Source organism: Pseudodesulfovibrio indicus (genome assembly GCF_001563225.1).
GTDB classification, from domain to species: domain Bacteria; phylum Desulfobacterota; class Desulfovibrionia; order Desulfovibrionales; family Desulfovibrionaceae; genus Pseudodesulfovibrio; species Pseudodesulfovibrio indicus.
Genome location: NZ_CP014206.1, coordinates 3010766 through 3037107, shown reverse-complemented (window position 1 = coordinate 3037107; position 26342 = coordinate 3010766). Strand labels below are relative to the sequence as shown.

23 protein-coding genes and 1 pseudogene are annotated in these 26342 nt (G+C 64.5%); 21 read left to right on the top strand and 3 right to left on the bottom strand.

Annotation, left to right across the window (positions count from 1 at the left end; genetic code table 11):
- Nucleotides 1-33: 33 nt before the first annotated feature.
- From AWY79_RS13760 to AWY79_RS13745, 4 genes are read left to right on the top strand one after another with little or no spacing between them, the layout of a single operon-like run.
- On the top strand, nucleotides 34-321 hold the full coding sequence (locus AWY79_RS13760; protein ID WP_066805117.1) for a 4Fe-4S dicluster domain-containing protein: 288 nt from the start codon (nucleotides 34-36) through the stop codon (nucleotides 319-321).
- Between the two features lie 5 nt (nucleotides 322-326).
- On the top strand, nucleotides 327-1472 hold the full coding sequence (locus tag AWY79_RS13755) for a 2-oxoacid:acceptor oxidoreductase subunit alpha (RefSeq protein WP_066805114.1): 1146 nt from the start codon (nucleotides 327-329) through the stop codon (nucleotides 1470-1472).
- A gap of 4 nt (nucleotides 1473-1476) precedes the next feature.
- Nucleotides 1477-2328 carry a 2-oxoacid:ferredoxin oxidoreductase subunit beta gene (locus AWY79_RS13750; RefSeq protein ID WP_066805112.1) on the top strand — a complete coding sequence of 284 codons (852 nt, stop codon included), beginning with the start codon at nucleotides 1477-1479 and terminating at the stop codon, nucleotides 2326-2328.
- The gene (locus AWY79_RS13745; RefSeq protein ID WP_066805107.1) at nucleotides 2329-2934 is read left to right on the top strand and encodes a 2-oxoacid:acceptor oxidoreductase family protein; all 606 of its coding nucleotides are present in this window, start codon (nucleotides 2329-2331) and stop codon (nucleotides 2932-2934) included.
- A gap of 71 nt (nucleotides 2935-3005) precedes the next feature.
- Here AWY79_RS13745 and AWY79_RS13740 read toward each other — a convergent pair whose 3' ends face one another.
- The gene (locus AWY79_RS13740; RefSeq protein ID WP_233490929.1) at nucleotides 3006-3662 is read right to left on the bottom strand and encodes a hypothetical protein; all 657 of its coding nucleotides are present in this window, start codon (nucleotides 3660-3662) and stop codon (nucleotides 3006-3008) included.
- A gap of 75 nt (nucleotides 3663-3737) precedes the next feature.
- Nucleotides 3738-4577 (bottom strand): purine-nucleoside phosphorylase, encoded by an 840-nt coding sequence (locus tag AWY79_RS13735; RefSeq protein WP_066805103.1) that lies wholly within the window; start codon nucleotides 4575-4577, stop codon nucleotides 3738-3740.
- Between the two features lie 91 nt (nucleotides 4578-4668).
- Here AWY79_RS13735 and AWY79_RS13730 point away from each other — a divergent pair, with 91 nt between their 5' ends.
- The 12 genes and pseudogenes from AWY79_RS13730 (at nucleotide 4669) to AWY79_RS13675 (ending at nucleotide 18499) form a co-directional block, all read left to right on the top strand.
- Nucleotides 4669-5424, top strand: coding sequence for a motility protein A (locus tag AWY79_RS13730; protein WP_066805100.1), 756 nt, complete (start codon nucleotides 4669-4671; stop codon nucleotides 5422-5424).
- Nucleotides 5421-6170: an OmpA/MotB family protein gene (locus AWY79_RS13725; protein ID WP_066805097.1), complete on the top strand. Its 750-nt coding sequence runs from the start codon at nucleotides 5421-5423 to the stop codon at nucleotides 6168-6170. The genes AWY79_RS13730 and AWY79_RS13725 overlap by 4 nt, the downstream gene beginning before the upstream one ends.
- Before the next feature lie 35 nt (nucleotides 6171-6205).
- A complete protein-coding gene (locus tag AWY79_RS13720; RefSeq protein ID WP_066805094.1) occupies nucleotides 6206-6586 on the top strand; it encodes a PilZ domain-containing protein in 381 nt (126 codons plus the stop codon).
- A gap of 62 nt (nucleotides 6587-6648) precedes the next feature.
- Nucleotides 6649-8021 (top strand): annotated as a pseudogene (locus AWY79_RS13715) (ATP-binding protein).
- A gap of 1 nt (nucleotide 8022) precedes the next feature.
- Complete coding sequence (locus AWY79_RS13710; protein ID WP_066805091.1) at nucleotides 8023-10290, top strand: acetyl-CoA carboxylase carboxyl transferase subunit alpha/beta; 2268 nt, start codon at nucleotides 8023-8025, stop codon at nucleotides 10288-10290.
- Nucleotides 10291-10364: 74 nt separating this feature from the next.
- A complete protein-coding gene (locus AWY79_RS13705) occupies nucleotides 10365-11015 on the top strand; it encodes a biotin/lipoyl attachment domain-containing protein (protein ID WP_066805088.1) in 651 nt (216 codons plus the stop codon).
- Between the two features lie 22 nt (nucleotides 11016-11037).
- Nucleotides 11038-11379 carry a hypothetical protein gene (locus AWY79_RS13700; protein ID WP_066805086.1) on the top strand — a complete coding sequence of 114 codons (342 nt, stop codon included), beginning with the start codon at nucleotides 11038-11040 and terminating at the stop codon, nucleotides 11377-11379.
- A 43-nt stretch (nucleotides 11380-11422) separates the two neighbouring features.
- On the top strand, nucleotides 11423-11959 hold the full coding sequence (locus tag AWY79_RS13695) for a single-stranded DNA-binding protein (protein ID WP_066805084.1): 537 nt from the start codon (nucleotides 11423-11425) through the stop codon (nucleotides 11957-11959).
- Between the two features lie 576 nt (nucleotides 11960-12535).
- Nucleotides 12536-13735, top strand: a complete 1200-nt coding sequence (locus AWY79_RS13690) for a response regulator (protein ID WP_066805081.1) — start codon at nucleotides 12536-12538, stop codon at nucleotides 13733-13735.
- A gap of 1 nt (nucleotide 13736) precedes the next feature.
- A complete protein-coding gene (locus tag AWY79_RS13685; protein ID WP_066805077.1) occupies nucleotides 13737-14867 on the top strand; it encodes an HD domain-containing phosphohydrolase in 1131 nt (376 codons plus the stop codon).
- A gap of 28 nt (nucleotides 14868-14895) precedes the next feature.
- A complete protein-coding gene (locus AWY79_RS13680; RefSeq protein WP_066805074.1) occupies nucleotides 14896-15789 on the top strand; it encodes a transporter substrate-binding domain-containing protein in 894 nt (297 codons plus the stop codon).
- A gap of 13 nt (nucleotides 15790-15802) precedes the next feature.
- Nucleotides 15803-18499: a PAS domain-containing sensor histidine kinase gene (locus AWY79_RS13675; protein WP_066805071.1), complete on the top strand. Its 2697-nt coding sequence runs from the start codon at nucleotides 15803-15805 to the stop codon at nucleotides 18497-18499.
- Between the two features lie 28 nt (nucleotides 18500-18527).
- Here the strand turns inward: AWY79_RS13675 and AWY79_RS13670 are convergent, their stop codons facing one another.
- Nucleotides 18528-19064 carry a helix-turn-helix domain-containing protein gene (locus AWY79_RS13670; RefSeq protein WP_066805067.1) on the bottom strand — a complete coding sequence of 179 codons (537 nt, stop codon included), beginning with the start codon at nucleotides 19062-19064 and terminating at the stop codon, nucleotides 18528-18530.
- A 130-nt stretch (nucleotides 19065-19194) separates the two neighbouring features.
- Here AWY79_RS13670 and AWY79_RS13665 point away from each other — a divergent pair, with 130 nt between their 5' ends.
- The 5 genes from AWY79_RS13665 (at nucleotide 19195) to AWY79_RS13645 (ending at nucleotide 26340) form a co-directional block, all read left to right on the top strand.
- Nucleotides 19195-19683 (top strand): YbaK/EbsC family protein, encoded by a 489-nt coding sequence (locus AWY79_RS13665; protein ID WP_066805063.1) that lies wholly within the window; start codon nucleotides 19195-19197, stop codon nucleotides 19681-19683.
- 327 nt (nucleotides 19684-20010) lie between these two features.
- Entirely contained in the window at nucleotides 20011-21027 is a 1017-nt protein-coding gene (locus tag AWY79_RS13660) for a molybdopterin-binding protein (protein WP_066805060.1), read from the top strand.
- 72 nt (nucleotides 21028-21099) lie between these two features.
- Complete coding sequence (locus AWY79_RS13655) at nucleotides 21100-23814, top strand: molybdopterin-dependent aldehyde oxidoreductase (protein WP_066805057.1); 2715 nt, start codon at nucleotides 21100-21102, stop codon at nucleotides 23812-23814.
- A 70-nt stretch (nucleotides 23815-23884) separates the two neighbouring features.
- A complete protein-coding gene (locus tag AWY79_RS13650; protein ID WP_066805054.1) occupies nucleotides 23885-26128 on the top strand; it encodes a pyridine nucleotide-disulfide oxidoreductase/dicluster-binding protein in 2244 nt (747 codons plus the stop codon).
- The gene (locus AWY79_RS13645; RefSeq protein WP_066805051.1) at nucleotides 26125-26340 is read left to right on the top strand and encodes a DVU_1557 family redox protein; all 216 of its coding nucleotides are present in this window, start codon (nucleotides 26125-26127) and stop codon (nucleotides 26338-26340) included. The genes AWY79_RS13650 and AWY79_RS13645 overlap by 4 nt, the downstream gene beginning before the upstream one ends.
- Nucleotides 26341-26342: the final 2 nt, after the last annotated feature.

The window sequence follows — 26342 nt, the reverse complement described above, 5'->3', positions numbered from 1 at the left end:
GCCTGGAGGAATTTCTCAGCCCTGGAAGGATCTATGCCCAAGAAGAACAAAGGCAAGAACAAGGTGACCATCTACCCGGACTGGTGCAAAGGCTGCGGCATTTGCGTCGAATTCTGTCCGGCCAAGGTTCTCGGCCTGAGCCTGCAAGGCAAGGCCGTTGTGGAGCGCGAGGAGGACTGTATCCGGTGCGGGTTCTGCGAGCTGCACTGTCCGGATTTCGCCATCGTGGTCAGCGACAAGGAACCCATGGATAACGGGCTGTCCGACACGGACGCCGAAACCGCGCCGCCGAAGACCAAGACGGGCGGGAAGGGGGCTTAGGCGACATGCCCAGACGTAAGAAACGGACTGAAATTTTCGCGCTCGGCAACGAGGCCGTTGTCGAGGGCGCGCTGCTCGCGGGATGCACCTTCTACGGCGGCTATCCCATCACCCCGTCTTCCGAGATCATGGAGATCATGGCCTCCCGGCTGCCCAAGCTGGAGAACGGCGTGTTCATCCAGATGGAAGACGAGATCGCCAGCATGGGCGCGGTCATCGGCGCGTCGCTCTCCGGGCGCAAGGCCATGACCGCCACCTCCGGCCCCGGCTTCTCGCTGATGCAGGAGAACCTGGGCTACGCCGTCATGGCAGAGACCCCCATGGTGCTGGTCAACGTCATGCGCGGCGGGCCGTCCACCGGGCTGCCCACCAGCCCGGCCCAGGGCGACGTGCAGCAGGCCCGGTGGGGCACCCACGGCGACCATCCCATCATCGTCCTGTCCGCCTCCAACGTGCAGGAGTGTCTGGACATGACCATCACCGCCTTCAACATGGCGGAGAAATACCGGACCCCGGTCATCCTGCTCCTGGACGAGGTCACGTCGCACACCCGCGAGAAGATCGAGATTCCCAACGAGGGCGAGTTCGAGGTCTTTTCCCGCACCGTGCCGTCCATGCCGCCGGAGTGGTACAAGCCCTACGAGGAGACCGTGCGCGGCGTGCCGCCCATGCCGCCCATCGGCTCGGGCTACCGCTTCCACGTCACCGGCCTGACCCACGATCGCAACGGGTTCCCGACCCAGCGGCCCGAGGAAGTCGTGGAGCTCATGGACCGCATCCACCGCAAGATCGACCAGTTCTTCTACGACATTCAACTGGTGGACGAGATCATGACCGACGACTGCGAGGTCTGCGTCATCGCCTACGGCTCGGTGGCCCGTTCGGCGGAGCTGGCCGTGCAGCAGGCGCGGGGCAACGGGGTCAAGGCCGGGCTGCTCAAGCTCAAGACCCTGTTCCCGTATCCGCGCAGACACACCGAGAAGATCCTGGCCCACGCCCGGACCCTGGTCGTGCCGGAGATGAACATGGGGCAGATGTCCCGCGAGGTGAAACGCGTGAACATGGGCCACGCCTCGGTCAGGACGATCAATCGGGTGGACGGCCAGATCGTCACCCCCTCGGAAATCCTCAAGGTCATCATGCAAGGGTAGCGACATGAGCAAGATCACCGGAAACGAAATCATCCATCAGTATTTGCGGCACAACAAGAAGTTCCCCCACGTGCTGTGCGCCGGTTGCGGCCACGGCATCGTGCTCGGGACCCTGATCCGCTCCATCCACTCCCTGGGCATCCCCAAGGACGACGTGGTCGTGGTGGCGGGCATCGGCTGTTCGGGCCGGCTCGCCGTCTACGTGGACTTCAACACGGTCCACACCACCCACGGGCGGGCCCTGAGCTTCGCAACGGGCATCAAGATATCCAATCCGAAGCTGAACGTCATCGCGCTCATGGGCGACGGCGACGCCCTGTCCATCGGCGGCAACCACCTGATCCACGCGGCGCGGCGCAACATCGGGGTCACGGCCCTGATCCTGAACAACAACATCTACGGCATGACCGGCGGGCAGTCCTCTCCGGCCACGCCCGAGGGCTCGACCACCATGACCAACCCCTACGGCCAGCTGGACTCCAGCTTCGACACCGTGGAGCTGGCCAGGGGCGCGGGCGCGAACTATGTGGCGCGCGGCACGGTCTTCCACGTCAATCGGCTGGAGAAGATCATGACCGAGGCCATCGGGCGGCCCGGCTTCAGCCTGGTGGAGGCGATCACGCCCTGCCATACCCAGTTCGGGCGCAAGAACAAGTACAAGAGCCCGGTGGACATGTACAACTGGCTCAAATCCACGGCCGTTCCCCTGGAGCGGTACAACGAGATGCCGGAAGACAAGCGCCGGGACCGCATGCCCATCGGCGTGTTCGTGGACCGCGACCGTCCCGGCTTCGAGGAGCGGTACTACGCCATGCAGCAGAACTTCCTCAAGCAGGCCGCGAAGGGGGGCAAGTAGATGAAGGCGCAACAGGAACTCGACCGGTTCGAGATACGTTTCTCCGGCCTCGGCGGACAGGGGATCATCACCCTGGGCAAGGTCATGGGACAGGGGCTGGCGCTGGGCCACGGCTACAACGTCACCCAGACCCAGAGCTACGGCCCCGAGGCGCGCGGCGGATCGAGCAAGTGCGACCTGGTCATCAGCTCCGGGCGCATCAGCTATCCCAAGGCGGAGTCCCTGGACCTGCTGGTGGCCCTGTCGCAGGAGGCGTGCAACTCCTACTTCCCGTACCTCAAGAAGGGCGGCATCCTGGTCCTGGAGTCCGACCTGGTCAAGCAGCCGCCCACCAACCAGTTCCTCGGCCTGCCGTTCACCAGCCTGGCCAAGGACAAGGTCGGCGTGGCCCAGGCCATGAACACCGTGGTCCTCGGGGCGCTCTCCTACCTCCTGCCGTTCATCAACCAGGCGACCATGCGCAAGTCCCTGGAATCGGCCCTGCCGCCCAAGATCCGGGCGGTGAACACCAAGGCGTTCAACCTCGGCCACCGGCTGGCCAAGAAGGAATGGGGCGAGGACGCGGGCGAGGTCTGGCGCGTGGAGGAACTCGGCGAGATCGACTAGCCTCCCGTTCATGTGAATCAAAAAAAGGACGCCGGGTCTCCGGCGTCCTTTTTCGTTTTCTGCGTCCGGGTCTATTGCCCGAAGGAGGTCTTCACCGTGGGCGTCAGCCCCTCGTCGGTGCGCAGCTGGGGCAGCATCTGGCGGATGTTGTCGGTGACGGGCAGGACCCAGTTGTGGGCCGAGACCACGGCCGAATCCACCAGCCGGACCACCTTGGCGGTCATGTAGACGTAGTCCTCGCCGATGACGTAGGAGCCGGTCAGTTTGGCGGCCCTGGGCGGCAGCGGCTTGGTCGAGCCGGTGATGTTGGAGCCGGTCTTGCGGTAGTCGTCCGGGGTCACGCCCGCGGCGTAGCTGAAGTCCGTGACGTTGGGCTCGCCCTCGGTGACCAGCATCCCGTGCTGGACCAGCCGGTCGGCGACCTGCTCGGCCATGACGTAGCCGAAGATGGCGTTGTCGCCGGGGTCCTGGCGGTTGACGAAGCGGCGCACGAACAGGGCGGACTCGGGCGTGAGCTCCTCCCTGGTCACGTTGGCGTACAGGGTGTCCGCCGCCCGGTAGTTCAGCTCGATGACCGGAATCTCGGCCGTGTCGTGGTAGGGGCGCGCCGTGGGGGCGGTGTCGAACACGTAGTTGAAGGTGGTCGACGCCGTATCCTTGCCGTCTTCCCACATGCGGTTGCCGCACCCCTGGGCGAGCAGGAGTGTGGCCGTCATCAGTATGCTCAAGGCCGCTCTGTTCATGTCGTGCCGTCCCGGTTCGTTCGTTCCATGGAAAAGGCGCGGGCATGGATGCCCGAAAACCTATTCGGCAGGTTGCGGGATTTCCTTTAGGATCGCCCGGATGAGTTTGACCATGGTGGCCGAGGATTTTTCGGCCTGGGCGATGACGTCCTCTAAAGACGCCTCCTGCATGCAGTCGGGCAGGTTCTTGTTGGTCAGGCAGGAGAGGCCCAGGATGCGGATGGACATGTGGTGCGCCGCGATGGCCTCCATGCAGGTGGACATGCCGATGGCGTCCGCGCCCATGGCCCGGTACATGCGGGTCTCGGCCGGGGTCTCCATGTTCGGCCCCATGATCTGCATGAACACGCCGCGCTCCAGGCGCACGCCGAGCTCCAGCGCCTTGTCCACGGCCAGCTGCCGCAGGGCGGGATCGTAGACCGCGCACATGTCCGGGAACCGGTCGCCCCAGGAGTCCACGTTGGCGCCGCGCAGGGGCGTGTGCCCGGTCAGGTTGATGTGGTCCTCGATGACCATGGGGCAGCCGGTCTCGAAGGACGGGTTCAGCGCGCCCACCGCGTTGGTCAGGATCAGGGTCTTCACGCCCAGCTCGCCGAGCACGCGGATGTTGTGGGTCGCCTCCCGGGCGGAGAACCCCTCGTAGAGATGGAAACGGCCCTCCAGGGCGAGGACCGGAACCCCGTCTATGGTGCCGTAAACCAGCCGTCCCGCATGGCTTTTCACCGTGGATACCGGGAACTCGTCGATGTCCCCGTAGGGGATGATCACGGGGTCCTCGATGGCCGCGGTCAGGCCGCCCAGTCCGGTGCCCGTGACCATGGCCACGGTATCCGCTTGAATTTTGCCTAGCTTTTCATGTATGTATGCGGCAGAATGTAGTATCTTTTTATGGTATTCCATGTTGGCTCCTGTGGATAGAGCCCGCTGCTGGGCGGGCGTAGGGCTTTGGCTAACGGATCGATAGGACTAATCGCAAGGGAAGGCACTGGTTATGGATATCGTGACGCTACTTGGTCTCGCCGTCGGCTTGTCGCTCATCATCGGCGCCATCATCATCGGCGGGGCGGTTGATGTCTTCATCAACGTTCCGGGCATGATGATCGTCGTCGGCGGAACCCTCGCCTCCATCCTGGTGGCCTTTCCGTTCGAAGAAATCATACAGGCCTTCCGGGCTGCGTTCAAGATGTTCGTTGGCCGCAAGAGCCGGGTCCGGGACGTGGTCAACATCATGGTCAAGGTGGCCGAGATCAGCCGCCGGGAAGGGCTCATCGCCCTGGAGAACGTTCAGACCGAGAACATGGTCCTCAAGAAATCCTGCCAGCTCATCGCGGACAACGCCGATCCGTCCCTGATCCGCACGACCCTGACCATCGAGATCAACTCCATGCGCCGCCGCCACCAGGTGGCCCAGGACGTGTTCAAGCGGCTGGCGGCCCTGGCCCCGTCCTTCGGAATGATGGGTACGCTCATCGGCCTGGTCCAGATGCTCTCCCAGCTCGACGATCCCAAGTCCATCGGCCCGGCCATGGCCGTGGCCCTGCTGACCACCTTCTACGGGTCGGCCATGTCCACGCTCTTTTTCATCCCCATCGCCGCCAAGCTCAAGGCCCGCACCCTCCAGGAGCAGTTGCACCTGGAGGTCATCTTCGAGGGCGCCAAGTCCATCCTTGAAAACAACAACCCGCGGCTGGTCTACGAGAAGCTGTCCTCGTTCCTGGCCCCGGTCGAACGTGAGACCCAGCGATGAGCAAAGACGACTACGATGACGATCTGCTGCTCGACTTAACGGACGAGGAAGAGGAGAGCACCGAGTGGTTGACGACCTTCGCCGACCTCTCCATGCTCCTGCTCGTCTTCTTCGTGCTCCTGTATTCCATGTCCACCCTGGACAACGAGAAGTTCTCCGAGACCTTCTCGTCGGTGACCAAGGCGCTGCAGGGCAAGATGGAGAAGATCGCCACCAGCCGCATCTCCCAGGAGGAGGCGGGGGTGCTCATCGACCAGGCCATGATGCGCCGCCAGATCATCGAGTCGCAGCGGAAGGTGTTCGCCGAGGTCAAGACCCTGCAGACCAAGAAGGGCGTCGAGGGGCTGGTCAGCGCGAATTTCGAGGACGGGGTGATCACCCTGCGCGTGCCGGGCGACGTGATGTTCGCCTCGGGCCAGGTGGACCTTTCGCCCAAGGGGGTGGAGGTGGTCAACGCGCTCAAGGATTTCTTCATCCAGCACAAGGACCAGAACATCAAGATCATCGGGTACACCGACAACGTCCGTCCAAGCTCCGGTTCCCGCTTCCGGGACAACTGGGAAATTTCGGCCATGCGCGCGGTCAACGTGCTGCGCGAATTGCTCAACATGGGGCTGGAGTCCACCCGGCTGACGGCCACGGGGCTGGCCTATCTCAACCCGCTCTATCCGAACACCTCCGAAGAGTACCGGGCCAAGAACCGGCGCGTGGAGTTCGTGCTCGAAAAACGGGTTTCCGGGAAGTAGGGTCCATCGCTTTTACATAGCCTTTGGGGGAAGAAATGGATTTTGAAATCAACATGCCCGAAGAGGAGGAAAGGCTTCGCAAGGCCTTTCGCACCAAGGTCCCCGGGCTGACCGTCCGGTTCTCCGGAACGGGCCGCGTCCTCGAGGTCATGGATTTGAGCGCCACGGGGTTCGCCGTCATGGACAAGGAACGTGGGTTCGCCGAGAAGCAGACCTTCGAGGTGGACCTGCTCATCAAGGACAGATTGTTCCTCGGCGGGGCTGCGGCCATGGCCATGCGCGTCCTGGACAACGGCATCGTCGGATTGAATTTCGTGGACCTCGACCGTCAGAAACAGATCAAGCTCGACAAGCTGGTCCTCGAAGTGCAGAAGCGGCTCATCGCCCTGCGCAAGAAGAAACGCGAGCAAGGCTGACAGTGACCCTCAAGAACATCGACCGCCACAAGGTCCTCATTGCCAACCGCGGCGAGATCGCCATGCGGGTAATGGGCGCCTGCCGCCGCCTGGGGCTGGATTTCGTCTGCGTCTGCACCCGCGAGGACAGAACGTCCGGCCATGTCCGGCTCGCCCGCGAGCTGGCCGGGGATGGCGCGGTCTACACCATCACCTCCTACCTGGACGCCAATGAGCTGTTTTCCGTGGCCGACGCGAGCGGAGCCACCGCCGTGCATCCGGGCTACGGCTTCTTTGCCGAGGATTTCCGCTTCGCCCGCCGCGTGGTGCGCCGTGACCGGCCCATGGAGTTCATCGGGCCGTCCTGGTGGGTCATCCGGGACCTGGGCGACAAGATCAACACCAAGCGCATCGCCCGCTCCCTGAAGGTGCCCACCGTGCCCGGCTCGGACCGTCCCGTGTACAGCGAGATCGAGGCCGACGAGATCGCCTCCTCCCTGTTCGAGTTCCAGGCCAGCCAGGGCATCGTGGACGGCGTGATCATGGTCAAGGCCTCGGCGCGGCGGGCGGCGGCGGTATGGGCATCGAGGAGGTCGGGGACTTCAACGAGTTCCGCTCGGTCTTCCGCCGCATCCGCAACTACGCCAAACGGAATTTCGGGGACGAGGGCGTGCTCATCGAGCAGCGCATCTTCGACTTCAATCACCTGGAGGTGCAGGTGGTCTCCCAGCGGGACGGCAAGCACCACGTCCATTTCGGGACCCGCAACTGCTCGGTCCAGTCCACGGGCAAGCAGAAGCGCATCGAGGTCGCGCCGGGTTTCGCGCCGGGCGTGGTCCCGTACACCTTCGACGCGGCGGGCGTGATGGACGACATCACGGCGCACTCCCTGGCCATGGCCCGCGAGACCCGCTACGACAACGTGGGCACCTGGGAGTGGATCATCACCCCGCGCGGCGAGCCGTTCCTCATGGAGGTCAACACCCGCATCCAGGTGGAGAACGGCGTTTCCGCCGTCATCTCGAGGGTCAAGGACCGGCCGGTGGACATCATCACCGAGCAGATCCGCCTGGCCCTGGGCGACGAGCTGCGCTACACCCAGGACGACATCTCCTTCGAAGGGGTGGGCATTGAATACCGCGTGGTGGCCGAGAACACGGACAAGCGGTTCACCCCCTGCGCGGGGACCATCACCGAACTCGGCTGGACCGAGCGCGACTGGCTCCAGGTCCACACCCACGTTCCGCGCGACCGGGCCTACGAGATCCCCATGGAATACGACCCCAACCTGGCCCTGGCCATCGTCTGGGGCGCGGACCTGGCCGAGGCCAAGAAACGCGGCCTGGAATTCCTGGACGACCTCCGCCTGCAAGGGCGGGTGGCCGGTTCCACCGAGGAATTCCACACCAACATCGAATACCTCAAGGCCAAGACCGCAAGGCTCCTGGAGTTCTGATATGGACAGGGATAGAAGAATCCAGGCCCTCAAGGACCGGCTGACCTACATCCGCGACATCTTCGCCAGCCGCGAGGACGACTCCGTGCGGCTGCTCGCCGCCAAGTTCGGCGAACTGATGGAGCGCAACCAGTCCCGGCCGGCCGGTGTTTCGCGCGAGGAGTTGTCGCGCATCGAGGACCTGTTCGACTTTTCCGAGCGCAAGCTCGACACCACCCTGACGCCCATGGACCGGGTGCGCATCGTGCGCCACCCCCAGCGCGTCTGCCTCAAGGACATCCTCGAAAACGTCTACGACAACTACACCGAGATCGGCGGGCGGGGCGAGTACAACATCGATCCCAGCATGCTCATCGCCCGCGCTGTGTTCTCCCGGCGGGTGGGTGACAAGGTCATCAACCAGATGGTCATGGTCATCGGCCAGGAAAAGGGCCACGGCGAGGCGTTCCGCAACGGCGGCTCGGTCAAGCCGTGGGGCAACGCCAAGGCGCTGCACTACATGAAGGTCGCCGAGACCGAGAACATTCCGGTGCACACCTTCGTCTTCACCCCCGGCGCGTATCCGGTGGAGGACTGGCCGGGCGCGGCCCAGCAGATCGCCCGCAATCTCTACGAACTGGCCGGGCTGCGCGTGCCGGTCGTCTCGGTGTTTTCCGAGGGCGGGTCCGGCGGGGCCGAGGCGATCGGGCTGGCCGACCGCAGGCTGATGCTCTCCCACGGCTACTACTCGGTCATCTCGCCCGAGGGCGCGGCGGCCATCGAGGGCGGGCTGCGCGGCGGCGAGCGGGCCACCCCGGAGCTCATCGAGAAGTGCGCCCGCCAGCTGTGCATCACCGCCGACGACAACCTGGCCAACGGGTACGTGGACCGGGTGCTCCAGGAGCCGCCGCTCGGCGCGCGGCCCCATCACTACGACTTTTTCCGGGAGCTGCGGCGCGAGCTGATCCAGGCCACCAACGAGGTGGTCAGCTCGGTCAAGCCCATGAAGCTCTACCGGGCCATGGCCGTGCGCACCTCCAAGACCGACGATGCCGAGTCCATCTACATGCGCTGGACCCTGTCCCAGTCGGCCCTCAACCGGCTGGTGGACCAGCGCCAGCGCAAGTTCCGGGCCCTGAGCCGCCATGCGCGGCTGGACGGCACGGGCATCTTCAGCCGGGCCGTGGCCGCCACCAAGGGGACCATCTGGGCCGCCCATTCCTTCCTGCGCTACGACCTCCTGGGCCGCCAGAAGAAACGGCTCAACGCCATGTTCGAAGACCTGGGGGCCGAGGCCCATCTGGTGCGCCACAAGGTGCTCATGCCGATCAAGCGCGCCCTGGACAGGGTCCTGCCCGGCAACGGTTCCGAGGCGGCCCGCAGCGGCGAGGCCGTGGCCGACCGGCTGACCCGGCTCTCCTGCCCGGAGGACGGGGCGTGCCTGTCGGGCAGCGAGTGGGCGTGGACCAGCCCGCGCAGCCAGGAGGACCGGACCATCACCTGTCCCAACGTGCGCACCCAGCACTGCCCGGACCTGTGGGTGCCGGACCTGTTCGGCGATTTCGCCGGGGTCTGCCCGTCCTGCGGCCATCATTTTCCCATGGAGTACCGCTGGTATCTCAAGAACGTCTTCGATTACAGCGAGGCCAAGGAGTTCAACCAGCAGCTGGAGTCCGTCAATCCCCTGGGGTACGAGAAGTTCGACCTCAAACTGGACCAGGCCAAGGAGAAGACCGGCCTGAAGTCCGCGTGCATCACCTTCGAGACCGCCATCGAGGAGGTCGAGACCGTGGTGGCCGTGCTCTGCGCCCCGTTCAGGGGCGGCTCCGTGGGCGCGGCCGAGGGCGAGAAGTTCATCCGCGCGGCGGAGCGGGCCACCCGCAAGCGGCAGCCGTTCATCGCCTACGTGCACGGCACGGCGGGCATCCGCATCCAGGAGGGCGTGAACGGCGTCATCCAGATGCCGCGCTGCACCATCGCCGTGCGCCGCTACATCGACGCGGGCGGCCTGTACCTCGTGCTCTACGACACCAACTCCTACGCCGGACCGGTAGCCTCCTTCCTGGGCTGTTCGCCGTACCAGTTCGCTGTCCAGTCCTCGAACATCGGCTTTGCCGGGCCCGGGGTCATCACCGAGACCACGGGCATCTCCGTGCCGCCCAACTATCACAAGGCGTATCATGCGCTCTCCAGGGGCCACATCCACGGCATCTGGGACCGCCGGGAGGTCAAGAAGAACCTCCACCAGTCGCTCCTGACCATGGGCGGGCGCAACCTTTACTATCGGTGATTTTTATGAGACACCCCCGTGCGTGCGGCGTGTTTGAAACACGCTCGGACGAGATCGCATAAAAAGGAAAAATAGTGCTTAATATTAAAGAGTTACTCGATAAGGTAAAGGCCTCTCCCTACCGTGAGATCGTGGTCCGCGCCCCCCACACCGGGGTGGTGGAATTCGCCGGGCTGAAGCCGGACGACAAGGTGCGCGGCCCGGCGGGCGACTTCAAGGAGAAGCCCGGCACCCTGCTGGCCAACCTGACCCGCGAGAAGAACCGCAAGCCCATCCCGGCGCCGGAAAAGGGCGTCATCGAGGCCGTGCACACGCAGCACGAGGGCCGGTTCGTGGAGGCGGGCGAGCCGCTGGTGACCATCAAGCATTACCTGACCCGCAAGGAAGTCATCGAGCTGATCCTCCAGGAGGCGCTCTTCCTCTTCCGCGCCCCGGAGCGGGCCAAGTACTACTTCGTCCCGGAAGTGGACCAGAAGCTCAAGGTCTCGGGCAAGCGCTCGGTCAAAGTCCACGAGGGCATGGAATTTCTCATCGTCTCCCGGATGAAGCGGGAGACCCCCCTGGCCTATTCCGGGCCGGAGGGCATCATCTATTCCGTCTACTTCGGTCGCGGGGACAACGTTGACGAGGGCGAGCCCCTCATCGGCGTCTGCCCCGAGGACCAGCTCACCGTGATCCAGGACGTGGTCGCCCGCATCCAGAGCGAGTGGGAAGAAGAGGCGTAAGACAAACCAGGGGAGGCACACCATGGGCAGACTGCTTCAGGTCAGGGTTTCGGCGTGGACGTACAGCGAGGACGAGGTCCGCAAGACCTGGCCTTCTCTCTGGAAACTGGCTTGGCAGGACAGCTCCGCCATCCCCAAGAAGGGCGTGCTGGAGCTGGCCGACGCGGTCTTCGACGCGGTCCGGGCCGGACTGATCCCCGACGCCCAAGCCAAGGCCCTCAAGGAAGAGGCCGAAAAGGCCGACCAACTGCGCATCGCCATCGAAAAGGCGCTGGGCGAATGGAAGCCCGGCGAGGCCGATAAACTGATCTATCAGCTCGAGGACACCATGGACTCGCTGGAAGACATCGCGGCCAAATTCTGATATTGCATTCACTCAATCGACTTCCGACAGCCAAGGAGAAAATATGGCCGGCAGCATGAATAAAGTCATCATTATCGGACGGGTCGGACAGGACCCGAAAGTTTCCTATACCAGCTCCGGGCAGGCCGTGGCGAATTTCTCCGTGGCCACCGACGAGGGATACCGCGATCGCCAGACCGGCCAGAAGGTCGAGCGCACCGAATGGCACAGGGTCGTGGCCTGGCGGCAGCAGGCGGAGTTCGTCAACAACTACATCGGCAAGGGCCGCCTGGTCCTGGTCGAGGGCAAGTTGCAGACCCGCAAGTGGCAGGGCCAGGACGGCCAGGACCGCTATACCACCGAGATCGTGGCCGACAACATCCAGGGGTTGGACCGCAATCCCGAAGGCCAGCAGCCCGGCCAGCAGCAGGGCGGCTACCAGCAGCAGGGCGGTTACCAGCAGAACAACAACTATCAGCAGAGCCGTCCCCAGAACGGAAACTACCGCCAGCAGAACAACCAGCCTCCGCAGCCGGAGGACGAGGATCTCGGACCGGCGTTCCCGTCCGAGGCCAGCGGCATGGACGACGTTCCGTTCTAGCCGTGGGTGTATTCCGCGCGGCGGGACGGAAAGAGTTTTACGGGGCGGCTTCGGCCGCCCCTTTCTTTTGTCCGGCCTCGCCCGCTTCTCGCGCGCGGGGCATGCGTCGCAGGCTGGCCTGCCCCCTGACCAATCCCTGAATCGCCCCGCCTGAATCAGCTGTGCGCCGCGCATTTCCTTCCCGGATCGTACTCCTTGGGTGCGTGTTCTCTCTTGTCGCGATCTGCATTCCTTGATCATTTTGTGTTCCGCAAATCGAGTTGCAAGGCGCGGATGGGCTTCGGCGTTGCTGTTCGTCCTGTGCCCTGCCGGGCGGCGGGGGCAAGATGGTCCCGCAACGCCCGAGCCTGGGCCTGGAAGCGGCCTTCATGGAGCTTCGGAAGAGGCGGGGGAGCCTGTACGATCTGCGCCTGCGGGATAATTACGGATGCAATTTTGGAACAGTTTCGCTGATCTATAATTGCCATGGAATACCAGCAGGGTGTTATGCTACCTTGAAATGGAGATGCGGCCGCTGCGGCCTCGCACGAAAGAACAACTGGTTTCGAAACGCCGGGACGATTGCAAGTGAAGAATATGAAGTTGAATATCCTGTTCGTGGACGACGACGAGAACATTCTCGCCAGTTTTCGGTCCATGCTTCACGCCATGCGCAAGGTCTGGACCTGCCAGTTCGCCTCCAGCGCGGAGGAGGGATTGAGGAAGATTCGCGCCGCGCCCTTCGATGTGGTCGTCGCGGACATGCGCATGCCCCACATGGACGGAATCGAGATGCTTGAAATAGTGGAGCGCGAGAGCCCCGACACGGTGCGCATCATCCTGTCCGGGTACTCGGAGAGGCAGTCGCTGCTTAACTCCACCAAGTACGCGCACCAGTTCCTGACCAAGCCGTGCAGCTCGAGCTGTCTGGTCGATGTCATCCGGCGAGTGGTCCGGTTGCGGCACATCTTGACCGAGAAGAAGGTCCGGGCGGCGGTCACCAGGATCGGCACCCTGCCCGCCCTGCCCGAGATGTTTTTGCAGATCACCGAGGAACTCAACAACGTCGAGCCGGATCTGAAGCGGATAGGGGCGCTGGCCCGGCGGGACCCCGGCATCTCCGCCACGCTGCTCAAGGTCGTGAACTCCTCATTCTTCGGTTTTTACGAGACGGTCTCCGATCCCTCCCGCGCGGCGGTGTTGCTGGGAACCGAGATCCTCAAGGGATTGGTCCTGGGGGTCAATTTCCTGCGCCAGCTCGATGCCGATACATTGGACGGCTACTCGGTGGAAAAGTTGTGGGGCCACAGCCTGCAGGTGGGGTATTACGCCAAGACCATCGCCGCCATGGAGTCCAAGGACTCCGTGTTTGTCGACAACTGTTTCGTCGCCGGGCTGCTTCACGATATCGGCAAGCTCGTCTTCGTCACCAGCATGAGCGACCTGTACGCCAAGGTCCTGTCCCTGGTGAGGTCCGAGGGAGGCCCGGTGGTCGGAGCCGAAGGCAAGGCCCTGGGCACGACCCATGCCGAGATCGGCGCGTATCTGATGGCCCTGTGGGGTTTCGATGAGGCCGTGGTGGAGGGAATCTACTGTCATCACGCGGTCAGGAAGTGTGACGGAGGGCTTTCGGTGGGACACATCGTCCACGTGGCCAACGTGCTGCAGCACGAGCTGGCCCCGCAGCAGTCGGCATATGCGTTTTCCAAGATGGATATGGACGGCCTGGAGGCCATTGGGCTGAGCGAACGGATCGATGCCTGGCGCGAGCGGTGCATCGAATATACAGGAGACTGACATGCAGAAGAGTCCGAGTGTGCTGTTCGTCGATGACGAGCCCAGAATATTGGATACCTACCGCGCGTCGCTGCGTAAGCAGTTCAAGGTGGACACCGCCAACGGGCCGGAAGAGGGGCTGGAGAAGATCAAGACTTCCGGTCCGTACGCCGTGGTCGTGTCCGACCTCAAGATGCCGAAGATGGACGGGATCACCTTTCTCGCCAAGGTCCAGGAGCTGTCCCCGGACACGGTTCGGGTCATGCTGACCGGGCATGCCGACGTGGAGTCCGCCATCTCTGCGGTCAACAACGGGGCCGTGTTCCGCTTCCTGACCAAGCCCAGCCCCCTGGACGTCATGATCCGGACCCTGGAAGTGTGCATGAAGCAGTATTCGCTGGTTGTGGCCGAGCGTGAGCTGTTCCGCGGCACCCTCAGGGGATGCATCAAGGTGCTGACCGACATCCTCAGCCTGGTGAACCCGGAGGCCTTCGGCCGAAGCGAACGGGTCCGGCGGCTGGCTGGGTACATCAGCCAGAACATGAAGCTCAGGCAGAACCTCTACCTGGACCTGGCCGCCATGCTCTGCCAACTGGGCTGCGTGACCCTGACGGATACGGTCCTGGAAAAGGTCTTCAACGGCGACAAGCTGGATGCGGAAGAACAGCAGATCTACGACATGCACCCGGCGGTGACCGCGAGCATGCTCGCCCAGATACCGCGGATGAGCGCGGTCTCGGACATCATCCTGCACCAGCACGACAGCCTGGTGGATAACCCCACCATGTCGACCGAGGCCAGGATTCTGCGGGCCTGCCTGGATTATGACGTGCTGATCCAGCGGGGCATGTCCCAGCAGGACGCCATCGACAGCCTGCGCTCCCGAACCGGCGTGTACGATCTCAAGGTCCTGGACGTGCTTGAACGCGGCACTGCGGGCGAGGACGGGTACGTGCGGCGCGAGGTGGGGCTGACCGAGCTGCTGCCGGGCATGATCCTGGACGAGGCCCTCTGGAGCATCGACAAGGTGCACCTGATGGCCGAAGGAACCGAGGTTACGGAGACGGCCCTCATGCGTCTGAACAATTTCATCAAGTCCAAGCGGCTTTCGCCGACGATCAGGGTCCTCGTGCCTCTGAATTTCCTGCAATAACCCGGCGGAACCAGAGGGAGGTGTGATCATGGCTGGCAAAAAGATGCGAAACATGCTGCGGGTTCTGGTTGTGCTGTGCCTGGCGCTGTTCCTCGTCCCCGGGCGGGCGGCCGCAGGGGATTTGGCAGACGTCAGGAAGGCGGGTGTGCTGCGGCATATCGGCATTCCCTACGCCAACTTCATTATCGACGAAAATACCGGACTGGACGTGGAGATCATGCGTCTCTTCGCTCGCCACCTGGGGGTCGAGTACCGCTTCGTGGAGTCGGATTGGAGCAGCCTGTTCGGCGATCTGACGGGCAAGGTGACCAAGGTTGTCGGCGACGAGGTGCAGGTGGTCGGCTCGACCGAAGTCAAGGGCGACATCATCGCCACCGGGCTGACCGAGCTCGACTGGCGCAAGCAGTTGGTCAACTACTCGGCGCCCACTTTCCCGACCCAGGTCTGGTGCATCGCCGGGTCCTATTTCCCTGCGCGTCCCATCCGGTCCGCCGGAGCGATCGAAGAGGACATCAAGGCCGTCAAGGAGATTCTCCGGGGGCGGCGGGTCATGGGCAAGGAAGGTACCTGCCTCGCGCCCGGCCTCTACGGCATCGAAAACGTGGCCAAGGAGATCTTCAGCTTTCCCGGCAGCCTCAATGACATCGCCCCGGCGATCATCAAGGGGGAAGCGGACATGGCCCTGCTGGATGTCCCGGACACACTGGTGGCCCTGGAGAAGTGGCCCGGCAAGCTGAAGGTGCTCGGCCCGGTTTCGGAGCAGCAGCAGATGGGCGCGGGGTTCGCCAAGGACGCCCCCGAGCTGCTCCGGGCCTTCAACGAATTCTACGCCGGGCTGCGCGCCAGCGGCGAATACGACCAACTGGTGCAGAAGTATTATCCCTCGGTCTTCCGCTTCTATCCGGAATTCTTCGGGCAATAGGAAGGGGGTTCCCTTGAACAAGACGCATAAGGTTGTCGGGGCCGTCATGGCTTTTCTGGCGGTGTTCGTCGTGTACATCGTCTGGACCAACTACTCCACGCAGACGGAGTTGCGGGAGGCCGCGCTGTACCAGTTCCGGGATTCTTCCGCGCGCAAGGCCAACACCCTGGGGCATTTCTTTTCCGAGCGGCGCAACGACCTGGACAACCTGCTGGCCAGCCGGGAGGTATATTCCTACTTCGAAAACGAGTCCCTGGGCATGTCCAGGGAGTACGGGCTGTGGGCCACCCTGGTCTCGGTGTCCGAATTGTTCGACCGCTTCATGCGGCTGAAGAGCCTGGGGGGCCACAACGTCTATGACCGGATCGCTTTCGTGGATGTTGGCGGCGTGGTGCTGGCCGACAACTCAGGGGCTTTCGAGAAGCAACAGTCCGTCAAGCTGTCCTGGAAGGAGGATTCCTTCACCTTTTCCCAGGGGGAGGATGGGGGAACAAACCTCATACTGCAAGCCCCGATCCGGTATGAAGGCCGTCGCGTCGGGTCTATCGTGGCCTGGCTGGAAATGGGCAATATTCTGCCCGTGCTCATGTTCGATCACCAGAGTCAGGAACAGGCGGAGTTCGGCTTCATCGTTCACGGAAAGACCGTGTTTTCGCCGGGCAAGCACGTCCCGGACGAGGTCGTCCGCATCGTGGGGGGCGGCAAGCTGCCCTCGCCGGGCAGCGTGGAGACCCGGCTGGTGAACGAGCAGTCAGGGGAAGGGATGCGGTATCTGGTGGCCGTGACGCGCATCGGCGACACCCCCCTCCTGTGGGTCTCCCTGGCCCCCGAGGCCGAGGTCCTCGGGTCGCAGCCCCCCTGGAAGCTGTTGCTCTACAACGTGCTGCTGGCCGTGGTCCTGCTGGCGGGCGGGATGGTCAGCTTCATGGTCGGCGAGCGCAACCTGATCCTGAACCTGAAGATAGCCGAGGCGGCCGTTCAATCCGAAACCGTGAAGGAAAAGAACCGGGAGCTGGAACGCGAGGTCCGGGCGAGAATCCGGGTGGAGCAGGCGTTGCACAAGGTCAACGACGAGCTGGAACTCCGCGTCAAGGAACGGACCGCCACCCTCGGGGAGCGTTCCGAGGCCCTGGCCAAGGAGGTTCAGGAGCGGCGCGAGGCCGAGGCCGCCATGCGGGTGCTGTTCAACAACGTGCGCGACGCCATCTTCATCTACACCCTGTCCGGCGAGCTGGTGGACGTCAACGAGACCATGCTCTCCATGTTCGAGGTCAGCAGGAGCGAGGCATTCCTGCTCTCGTTCAAGGATATTTCCAGTCCGGACAACGACTTTGATCGGCTTGAGAGATTGTGGGAGGAAGCCCTGCAAGGGCGGGAGGCGGTTGCCGAGTGGGAGGCCATGCGGCCGGGCGACGGGACCCGGTTCGACGCGGAGACGACCCTTGTGCGCATGGACCTGGGCGGCCAGCCCGTGATCCTCGCCTCGGTCCACGACATCTCCGAGCAAAAGCGCATCCAGGCCCAGCAGGAGGAGCACCAGGAATTTCTGAACACCGTCTTCGAGGGCATCGGGGCCGCCATTTTCGTCTTCGACCCGGAGCGGGGCGAGTTGGTGGATTGCAATCACGTGGGCGAGACCCTGCTTTCCCTGCCCAAGGAACATCTCGCGCCCATGTCCTGTGCCACCGATTACGCCTTCAAGACCGAGGCCGGCGTCAAGAAACTGCTCTGCCCGGACCCGAGCGACCGCGTGTCCTACGAGGAAGGCGTCCTGACCCTGTCCGACGGCACGCTGCGCCAGGTCTCCCGGCAGCTCTTCGAGGTCCACATCGGCGGCAAGGGCCATCTGGTGCAGGTGGTCTTCGACATCGCCGAACGCAAGAACCTGGAGCGCAAGCTCAACGTGGCCCAGAAGCTCGAATCCATCGGCCTGCTCGCTTCGGGAATCGCCCACGAGATCAATACTCCCATTCAGTACGTGGGAGACAGCGTGCGCTTCGTCAAGGATGCCTTCCAGGACCTGGAGGAGCTGATCGGCCTCTACGTCCGCTCCCTGGAGAGTTCGGCGGACGCGGGGCTCAAGGAGGAGATCGAGGCGTTCCGCGAAGACATGGACATCGAGTTCGTCATGGAGGAGACGCCCAAGGCGTGCGATCGCGCACTGGAGGGCGTGGAGCGCGTGGCGACCATCGTTCTGGCCATGAAGAACTTCTCCCATCCGGGCGAGGAAAAGCCCAGCGCCGTGGACATCAACAAGGCCATCGAGAACACGGCCATCGTGACCCGCAACGAGTGGAAGTACGTCGCCGACCTGACCACCGACCTGGCCCCGGACCTGCCCCTGGTGACCTGTTTTCCGGGCGGCATCAACCAGGTGTTGCTGAACATCATCGTCAACGCGGCGCACACGGTCATGGAAAACGTGACCGAAGGGGAGAAGGGGACCATCGGCATCACCACCGCCGAGATCGGCGACGGCGTGGAGATCCGGATCACCGACTCCGGGTGCGGCATCCCTCGCGAAAACATCGCCAAGGTCTTCGATCCGTTCTTCACCACCAAGGAAGTGGGCAAGGGGACCGGCCAGGGATTGGCCATCGTGCACGACGTCATCGTGGAAAAGCACGGCGGCACCGTGGACATCGAATCCGAGGTCGGGGTCGGGACCACCTTCATTATCCGCCTACCCCTGGGAAGAGAGACGGAATAGGGCATCGCCGGGCGCGGTACGCCGCGGCTCAGGTGTAGCAGATGATGTTCTGGAAGACCGCCGAGTCCGTGACCGATCGGTACTCGTGGGGGACGTCGGCGTGAAAGCGGAGCGTCCCGCCCGGCTTGAGCCGGTGGACCTCGCCCTCGCAGACCAGCTCCAGCTCCCCGGACAGGACCACCACGTGCTCGACCACGCCGAACCGGTGCGGGGCCGAGATCTGGCGGTGGTTGCCGGTCAGGGTGATGGTGAACATCTCCATCCGCGTGGCCGGGTCGTAGGGGAACAGAACGCTGACCGCCATCTGGGGATCGTTGGGAAAGGGCGCCCGCTCAAGCTCCGGCCCGGTCCCGTCCGCAAAGAACAGGGAAAAGGAGATGCCCAGGCCCGAGGCGATCTTCCACAGGGTCGCGATGGTCGGCGCGGACTCCTGGCGTTCTATCTGGCCGAGCATCGCCTTGGACACGCCGGTCGCCTCGGCCACGGCGTCCAGGCTCATTTTCCGCTCCCTGCGACACGCTTTCAGCCGTTCGGCTATGACCGGCCTGAATGGTTCTTCGGACATGGTTTCCTCTTGTGCGTTTTAACGCACGGTGGTAATCGGGCCGTGTGCGCTTTAGCGCACGGCACGAAATCAATACCAGGAGGCGCGCGGGCGGGCAAGCCCCCGGCGTCCTCGTGAAAAGGAGTGTTCCATGGACGGGAAGTTGAGCAGGAGCGCGCAGAGAGTCCAGGATTTCCTGGCCGGGTTGGGAGGCGGATTCGAAGTCCGGGAGCTGGCCTCGTCCACCCGCACGGCGCAGGAGGCGGCGGACAGCATCGGCTGCACCGTAAGCCAGATCGCCAAGTCGCTGGTCTTCAAGGACGCGGAGAGCGGCAGGCCGGTCCTGGTGGTGGCGTCGGGTTCCAACAGGGTGGACACGGCCAGGCTTCGCGAAACGGCGGGGGTGCGGCTTAAGCGCGCGGACGGCGAGTTCGTCAAGCGCGAGACCGGGTTCGCCATCGGCGGCATCCCGCCCGTGGGCCACAACGAGTCGCTGCTCACCGTCCTCGACGCCGATCTTCGGCAGTACGAGGTCATCTGGGCGGCGGCCGGAACGCCCCATGCGGTCTTCCGCCTGACCCCGGGCGACCTGGAACGGCTGACCAAGGGGCGGTGGCTCGATTTGCGCGAAGAGAAATGATCCGGCCCGGCCGCCATTCCCCCGATCGGTTCGAACGGCCTGGATTATCGGAAGATTGGTGGTCCAAGGGTGCCGGAAGTGTTCGAAAAAAGAACACATAACACAATGAAAAACATACTAATATTTTCATGATACGGTTGACCTGATTCATTCATCGGAATATGTTATGCCCAATTCGGCATACTGGTCGTGAGACCGGTGCCGGATTGGGCCGGAGGCGATAAGGGGGCAGTATGTCCTATCATTATGCCTCTTTAGACATATTACCGGGCGTCCATGCCCCGATCGGGGGCCGGGCGTCGAAGACAGGGTTCGGAGCACCGTAGAATGAAGACTGTTCCAGTTCAGGATGCCGTGGGCATGGTCCTTTGCCACGACATGACCAAGATAGTTCCGGGTGAGTGCAAGGGGCCGGTGTTCAGAAAAGGACACATCATCGCCGAAGAGGACGTCAGGACGCTGCTTGAGATCGGCAAGGAGCACATCTACGTGCTCGGCATGGACCCGGGCACCATCCACGAGAACGAGGCGGCGCAGCGCATCTCCGCCGCCGCCAAGGGACCCGGCATCACCCTGACCGAGGTCAGCGAGGGGCGCATCAACTTCGTGGCCGCGCCCGGCCTGCTCGACGTCAACGTCGAGGCCCTGACCCGCATCAATTCCATCGAAGAGGTCGTCCTGGCGACCATGCACACCGGGCAGCAGATCACCGAGACCCGCGCCGTGGCCGGGACCCGCGTGGTCCCGCTGGTCATCGACGAGGACAAGATCCGTCGCGTCGAGGCCATCTGCGCCGAGTACGACTACGTGGTCGGGGTCAAGCCGTTCCGCCACCTGAATGTCGGGCTGGTGACCACCGGCAGCGAGGTCTACCACGGCAGGATCAAGGACAAGTTCGGTCCGGTCATCCGCTCCAAGTTCGCCAAGCTCGGCTCCGAGGTCATGGGCCAGACCCTGTCCTCGGACGACCCGGCCATGACCCGCGACGCCATCCTGGCCTTCGTGGCCGAAGGCGCGGACATGGTGGTGGTCACGGGCGGCATGTCCGTGGACCCGGACGACCAGACCCCCACGGCCATCCGGGCCACCGGGGCCGAGGTCCTGACCTACGGCTCCCCGACCTTTCCCGGCGTCATGTTCATGGTCGCGGACCTGGACGGGATTCCCGTCCTCGGTCTGCCCGGCTGCGTCATGTACTACCGGGCCTCGATCTTCGACATCATCGTCCCGCGCATTCTGGCCGGGGAGCGGGTCACCCGCGAAGACATAGTAGCTTTGGGACACGGCGGTTTCTGTGCGACCTGCGAGGTCTGTCGCTATCCCGTCTGTCCCTTCGGCAAATAAACGTACGGTTCGATCAATGGATTTCCAGATCGCATCTGCGAGACAGTGAGACACAATAAGGAGGAAACTGTCATGATCAAACGGACGCTCCAAGTAAACGGAGTCTCCAGGAACGTCGTCTGCGAGCCGGATGAGTCCCTGGCCAACGTCCTGCGGCAAAACCTGGGCCTGACGAGCGTGAAGGTCGGTTGCGGCACCGGTCTTTGCGGCAGCTGCAGCATCATCAAGGACGGCAAGCTGACCCGTTCCTGCAACCTGAAAATGAAACGGATCGAGAACAGGACCACGGTCATCACCCTGGAGGGCATCGGCACCCCCGGCAACCTGCATCCCATCCAGATGGCCTGGATCGCCTACGGCGGAGCCCAGTGCGGGTTCTGTTCCCCCGGCTTCCTGGTCTCCACCTACGCGCTGCTGACGAGCAACCCCAAGCCGACCCGCGAAGAGGTCCGCGACTGGTTCCAGAAGAATCGCAACGCCTGCCGCTGCACCGGCTACAAGCCCCTGGTTGACGCGGTCATGGCCGCCGCCGAGGTCATGCGCGGCGAGAAGACCATGGATGACCTGATCTTCAGGATTCCCGAGGACGGCCGCATCTGGGGAACCAAGTTCCCGCGTCCGACCGCCGTGGCCAAGGTCACCGGCACCTGGGACTTCGGCGCCGACGTCGGTCTGCGCCTGCCCCCCGGAACCCTGCACTGCGAACTGGTGCAGGCCGAGGTCTCCCACGCCAACATCAAGTCCATCGACGTGACCGAGGCCGAGGCCGTTCCCGGCGTGTTCAAGGTCGTGACCCACAAGGACGTCAAGGGCAAGAACCGCATCACCGGCCTGATCACCTTCCCGAGCAACAAGGGCGACGGCTGGGACCGTCCCATCCTGTGCGACGAGAAGGTCTTCCAGTACGGCGACGCCATCGCCATCGTCTGCGCGGACTCCCCGAAGGCCGCCAAAGAAGGCGCGGCCAAAGTCAAGGTCGAGCTGGAGCAGCTGCCCGAGTACATGAGCGCGCCCGCGGCCATGGCCGACGACGCCATCGAGATTCACCCCGGCACCCCCAACGTCTACTACGTCCAGAAGATCGCCAAGGGTCCCGAGACCGCTCCGATTTTCGACTCCGCCGACGTGGTCGTCGAAGGCGACTACTACACCCAGCGCCAGCCTCACCTGCCCATCGAGCCGGACGTCGGGTTCGCCTACATGGACGAGGACAAGCTGTACATCCACTCCAAGTCCATCGGCGTGCACCTGCACATGTTCATGATCGCCCCCGGCCTGGGCGTCGAGCCCGAGAACATGGTCATGGTCCAGAACCCCACCGGCGGCACCTTCGGCTACAAGTTCTCCCCGACCATGGAAGCGCTGGTCGGCGCGGCGGCCCTGGCCACCGGCCGTCCCGTGTACCTGAACTACACCTACAAACAGCAGCAGCAGTACACCGGCAAGCGTTCGCCGCAGTTCACCACCGTGCGCATGGCCGCCACCAATGACGGCAAGCTGCTCGGCATGGAGACCGACTGGACCGTGGACCACGGCCCGTACTCCGAGTTCGGCGATCTGCTGACCCTGCGCGGCGCGCAGTTCATCGGCGCCGGTTACGACATCCCGGCCATCCGGGGCGAGGGCCGCACCGTCTGCACCAACCACTGCTGGGGCGCGGCCTTCCGCGGCTACGGCGGACCGGAAGCGGAGTTCCCCTCCGAGGTGCTGATGGACGAGCTGGCCGAGAAGCTGGGCATGGACCCGCTGGAGCTGCGCTACAAGAACGTCTACCGCAAGGGTTCCACCACCCCCACGGGCCAGGACCCCGAGGTCTACTCCCTGCCGGAGATGATCGACAAGGTGCGCCCCAAGTATGAGGCCGCCAAGAAGAAGGCCGCCGCCGAGTCCACCGACGCCATCAAGCGCGGCGTGGGCGTGGCCGTGGCCGTGTACGGTTCCGGCCTGGACGGCCCGGACTCCGCCGAGGTCGACGCCGCCCTGAACGCGGACGGCTCCGTGACCATCTACTCCACCTGGGGCGACCACGGCCAGGGCGCGGACATGGGTACCCTGGGCACCGCCCACGAGGCCCTGCGTCCCCTGAACATCACCCCGGACCGCATCCATCTGGTCATGGCCGACACCAGCCTGGCCCCGATGGCCGGACCCGCGGGCGGCAGCCGCTCTCAGGTCATGGTCGGCCAGGCCACCAAGAACGCCTGCGAGCGCCTCGTGACCGCGATGACCAAGCCCGACGGCACCTTCCGGACCTACGACGAGATGGTCGCCGAGAAGCTGGAACTGCGCCATCACGGCAAGTTCACGGCCCCGGCCAACGACTGCGATGAAAACGGCCAGGGCAACCCGTTCTGCTGCTACATGTACGGCGTGTTCCTGGCCGAGGTGGCCGTCGAGGTCGCCACCGGCAAGACCACTGTCGAGGCCATGACCATGGTCGCCGACATCGGCATGGTGAACAACTTCCTGGTGACCGACGGCCAGATCTACGGCGGCCTCGCCCAGGGCATCGGCCTGGCGCTGTCCGAAGACTACGAGGACATCCAGAAGCACTCCACCCTGGCCGGCGCAGGCTTCCCGTACATCAAGCAGATCCCGGACAACATGGAGATCATCTACGTGGAGTCCCCGCGTCCCGACGGTCCCTTCGGCGCGTCCGGCGTGGGCGAGATCCCGCTGTGCGGTCCGCACCCGGCGATCATCAACGCCATCTACAACGCCTGCGGCGCCCGCATCCGCGACCTGCCCGCATACCCCGAGAAGGTGCTTGCCGCCCTCAAGGGTTAATCGACGTCAACCATCAACAGGGGCGGCCCGTGCCTAGGCATGGGCCGCCCTTTTCTGCAGGCGGGGTGCCATGGAACAGGCGGAATTGAGACATTGGGAGAACAAGTGCATCCAGGAGGAGTCGGCGCGCTGCGTGGCGGCCTGCCCCCTGCATGTGGACGCCCGCGAATGTTGCCGGTTGTTGGCGGCGGGGCAGGTGGACAAGGCCTGGGCGGTGCTGGCCAAGACCATGCCGCTGCCCGGCGTGCTCGCCCGCGCCTGCGACGAGCCGTGCAAGTCGGCCTGTGTGCGCGGCGACCGGGGAGGGCCTATCGAGATGGGCGCGCTGGAGCGGTTCCTGGCGGACAACGCCAAGGCCGTGAATCCGCCGCGCCCGCTGCCGTCCAACCGCAAGAGCGTGGCCGTCCTCGGCGGCGGCCTGGCCGGGCTGTGCGCGGCCTGGGAGATGGGCCGCCGTGGGTTCTCCGTGACCCTCTATTGCTCCGCGCCCTCCATCTCGTTCTCCCTGCCCGAAGGGGTGCTGGAGAAGGAGCTTGAATCTCTGACCAAACTCGGCGTGACCCTCGTGACCGGGCAGGAGCCGACAGCCGACCTGTTGGAGGCCCAGCTTGAGGAGCGCGACGCGGTCTTCGTGGACGGCGACGCGGTTTCTCTCGGGTTGATGGCCTTCGGCGAGCCGGACGAACTGACCCTCGGCACGGCCCGCCACGGCCTGTTCGCCTGCACGCCCGGCACCGAATCGCCCGTGTTCCGGGCGGCCGCCGGACGGCGTGCGGCCAATTCGGTCCTGCGCTTCACCCAGGGCGTGTCCATGGTCACCAGCCGCGAACTGGAGGGGCCGTACCCGACCCGGCTCTTCACCAGCCTGGAAGGGATCGAACCAACGCCCCCGGTCCCGGCCAAGGGCGGCTACGACGCGGCCAAGGCCCGCGAGGAAGCGGCCCGCTGCCTGCAATGCGAGTGCATGGAGTGCGTCAAGGGGTGCGTCTACCTCAAGCACTACAAGCATTATCCCAAGGTCTACGTGCGCCGCATCTACAACAACGAGTCCATCGTCAAGGGCACGCGCCAGGCCAACAGGATGATCAATTCGTGCATGCTCTGCGGGCTGTGCGAGACGGTCTGTCCCGAGGATTTCTCCATGGCCGAGGTCTGCCTGGACGCGCGGCGTTTCATGATCGGCAAGGGGACCATGCCCCCGTCGGCCCACGAATTCGCCCTGCGCGACATGGCCTTTGCCGACGGCGACCGCTGCGCCCTGGCCCGGCACGCGCCGGGAACGTCTGCCAGCGACTACGTGTTTTTCCCCGGCTGCCAGCTGGCGGCCACCTCCCCGGACGGAGTGGAGCGCGCCTATGCGGACCTCCGCGCCCGGCTGGGCAACGTCGGGCTGATGCTCCGCTGTTGCGGCGCGCCGGCCCAGTGGTCGGGCCGCGAAGCGCTGTTCGGCGAGTCCCTGGCCGAACTCAAGGCGGACTGGGAAGGGCTCGGCTCGCCGCACATCATCGCGGCCTGCCCGTCGTGCATGAAGCTCCTGCGCGAGGCCATGCCCCAGGCCGAGATCGTGTCCCACTGGTCCATCCTCAGCGCGCTCGGGCTGCCCGAATCCGCCGAGGCGGGCGGGACCCTGGCGGTCAACGACCCGTGCGCGGCCCGCGAGGACGGCTCCCTGCGCGCCGACGTGCGCTCCCTGCTGGGCCAACTCGGCGTGAGCGTGGTCGAGCCGCGCTACACCGGCGGGCTGACCCAGTGCTGCGGCTACGGCGGGCTGCTTGCCGAGGTGGACCCGGACCTGGCCGAGGCCGCCGCCCGCGCCCGGACCGAGGGCGTTGACGAGGACTACGTCACCTACTGCGCCATGTGCCGGGAGATGATCGCCAGGACCGGCCGGCGGGCCGTCCATCTGTACGATCTGCTCTATCCGTCCGAAGGCATGGGGGGAGCGAGGCCGGTCACCGGCCATTCGGCCCGGCGCGAGAACCGCGTCCGGCTGCGCGAAACCCTGCTGCGCGGGCTGTGGGGCGAGGAGAGCGGCGTCCGGGCCGAGGATTGGGAGTCCGTGGCCGTGGAGTTCTCCGAGCAGGGTGCGGCGGCCATGGAGTCGCGGCGCATCCTCAAGAGCGACGTGCAGAAGGTCCTGCTCCAGGCCGAGCGGTCGGGCCGTCATCTGGTCCATGCGGAGACCGGGCGGTTCCTGGCCTCGTTCCGGCCGGTGGTCGTGACCTATTGGGTCGAATACGAAAAGCGGGACGGCTCCCACTTGGTGCACAACGCCTGGAGCCACCGCATGCATATCAAGGGAGGCCAGCCGTGAGCGTGATCAAGGTGCCCGAGGCCGATGCCGCCGGATGGCGGTGCGCGGCCTGCGATGAACCCATGTCCATGAAGCCGGTGGAGCTGGAGTATCTCGAATCCCTGTTCAAGGTGGAGCTGCCGGTCTGCGCCAAGTGCGGATACGTGCTCATCCCCGAGGGGTTGGCGGGCGGCAAGATGCATCAGGTGGAGCAGTTGCTGGAGGACAAGTAGCC

Coding starts and splice junctions, on each gene's coding strand:
- AWY79_RS13720 (WP_066805094.1), top strand. CDS start 6,206: ATGGATTTTGAAATCAACATGCCCGAAGAGGAGGAAAGGCTTCGCAAG.
- AWY79_RS13755 (WP_066805114.1), top strand. CDS start 327: ATGCCCAGACGTAAGAAACGGACTGAAATTTTCGCGCTCGGCAACGAG.
- AWY79_RS13725 (WP_066805097.1), top strand. CDS start 5,421: ATGAGCAAAGACGACTACGATGACGATCTGCTGCTCGACTTAACGGAC.
- AWY79_RS13665 (WP_066805063.1), top strand. CDS start 19,195: ATGGACGGGAAGTTGAGCAGGAGCGCGCAGAGAGTCCAGGATTTCCTG.
- AWY79_RS13660 (WP_066805060.1), top strand. CDS start 20,011: ATGAAGACTGTTCCAGTTCAGGATGCCGTGGGCATGGTCCTTTGCCAC.
- AWY79_RS13685 (WP_066805077.1), top strand. CDS start 13,737: ATGCAGAAGAGTCCGAGTGTGCTGTTCGTCGATGACGAGCCCAGAATA.
- AWY79_RS13760 (WP_066805117.1), top strand. CDS start 34: ATGCCCAAGAAGAACAAAGGCAAGAACAAGGTGACCATCTACCCGGAC.
- AWY79_RS13735 (WP_066805103.1), bottom strand. CDS start 4,577: ATGGAATACCATAAAAAGATACTACATTCTGCCGCATACATACATGAA.
- AWY79_RS13730 (WP_066805100.1), top strand. CDS start 4,669: ATGGATATCGTGACGCTACTTGGTCTCGCCGTCGGCTTGTCGCTCATC.
- AWY79_RS13650 (WP_066805054.1), top strand. CDS start 23,885: ATGGAACAGGCGGAATTGAGACATTGGGAGAACAAGTGCATCCAGGAG.
- AWY79_RS13680 (WP_066805074.1), top strand. CDS start 14,896: ATGGCTGGCAAAAAGATGCGAAACATGCTGCGGGTTCTGGTTGTGCTG.
- AWY79_RS13700 (WP_066805086.1), top strand. CDS start 11,038: ATGGGCAGACTGCTTCAGGTCAGGGTTTCGGCGTGGACGTACAGCGAG.
- AWY79_RS13710 (WP_066805091.1), top strand. CDS start 8,023: ATGGACAGGGATAGAAGAATCCAGGCCCTCAAGGACCGGCTGACCTAC.
- AWY79_RS13655 (WP_066805057.1), top strand. CDS start 21,100: ATGATCAAACGGACGCTCCAAGTAAACGGAGTCTCCAGGAACGTCGTC.
- AWY79_RS13690 (WP_066805081.1), top strand. CDS start 12,536: ATGAAGTTGAATATCCTGTTCGTGGACGACGACGAGAACATTCTCGCC.
- AWY79_RS13695 (WP_066805084.1), top strand. CDS start 11,423: ATGGCCGGCAGCATGAATAAAGTCATCATTATCGGACGGGTCGGACAG.
- AWY79_RS13750 (WP_066805112.1), top strand. CDS start 1,477: ATGAGCAAGATCACCGGAAACGAAATCATCCATCAGTATTTGCGGCAC.
- AWY79_RS13745 (WP_066805107.1), top strand. CDS start 2,329: ATGAAGGCGCAACAGGAACTCGACCGGTTCGAGATACGTTTCTCCGGC.
- AWY79_RS13670 (WP_066805067.1), bottom strand. CDS start 19,064: ATGTCCGAAGAACCATTCAGGCCGGTCATAGCCGAACGGCTGAAAGCG.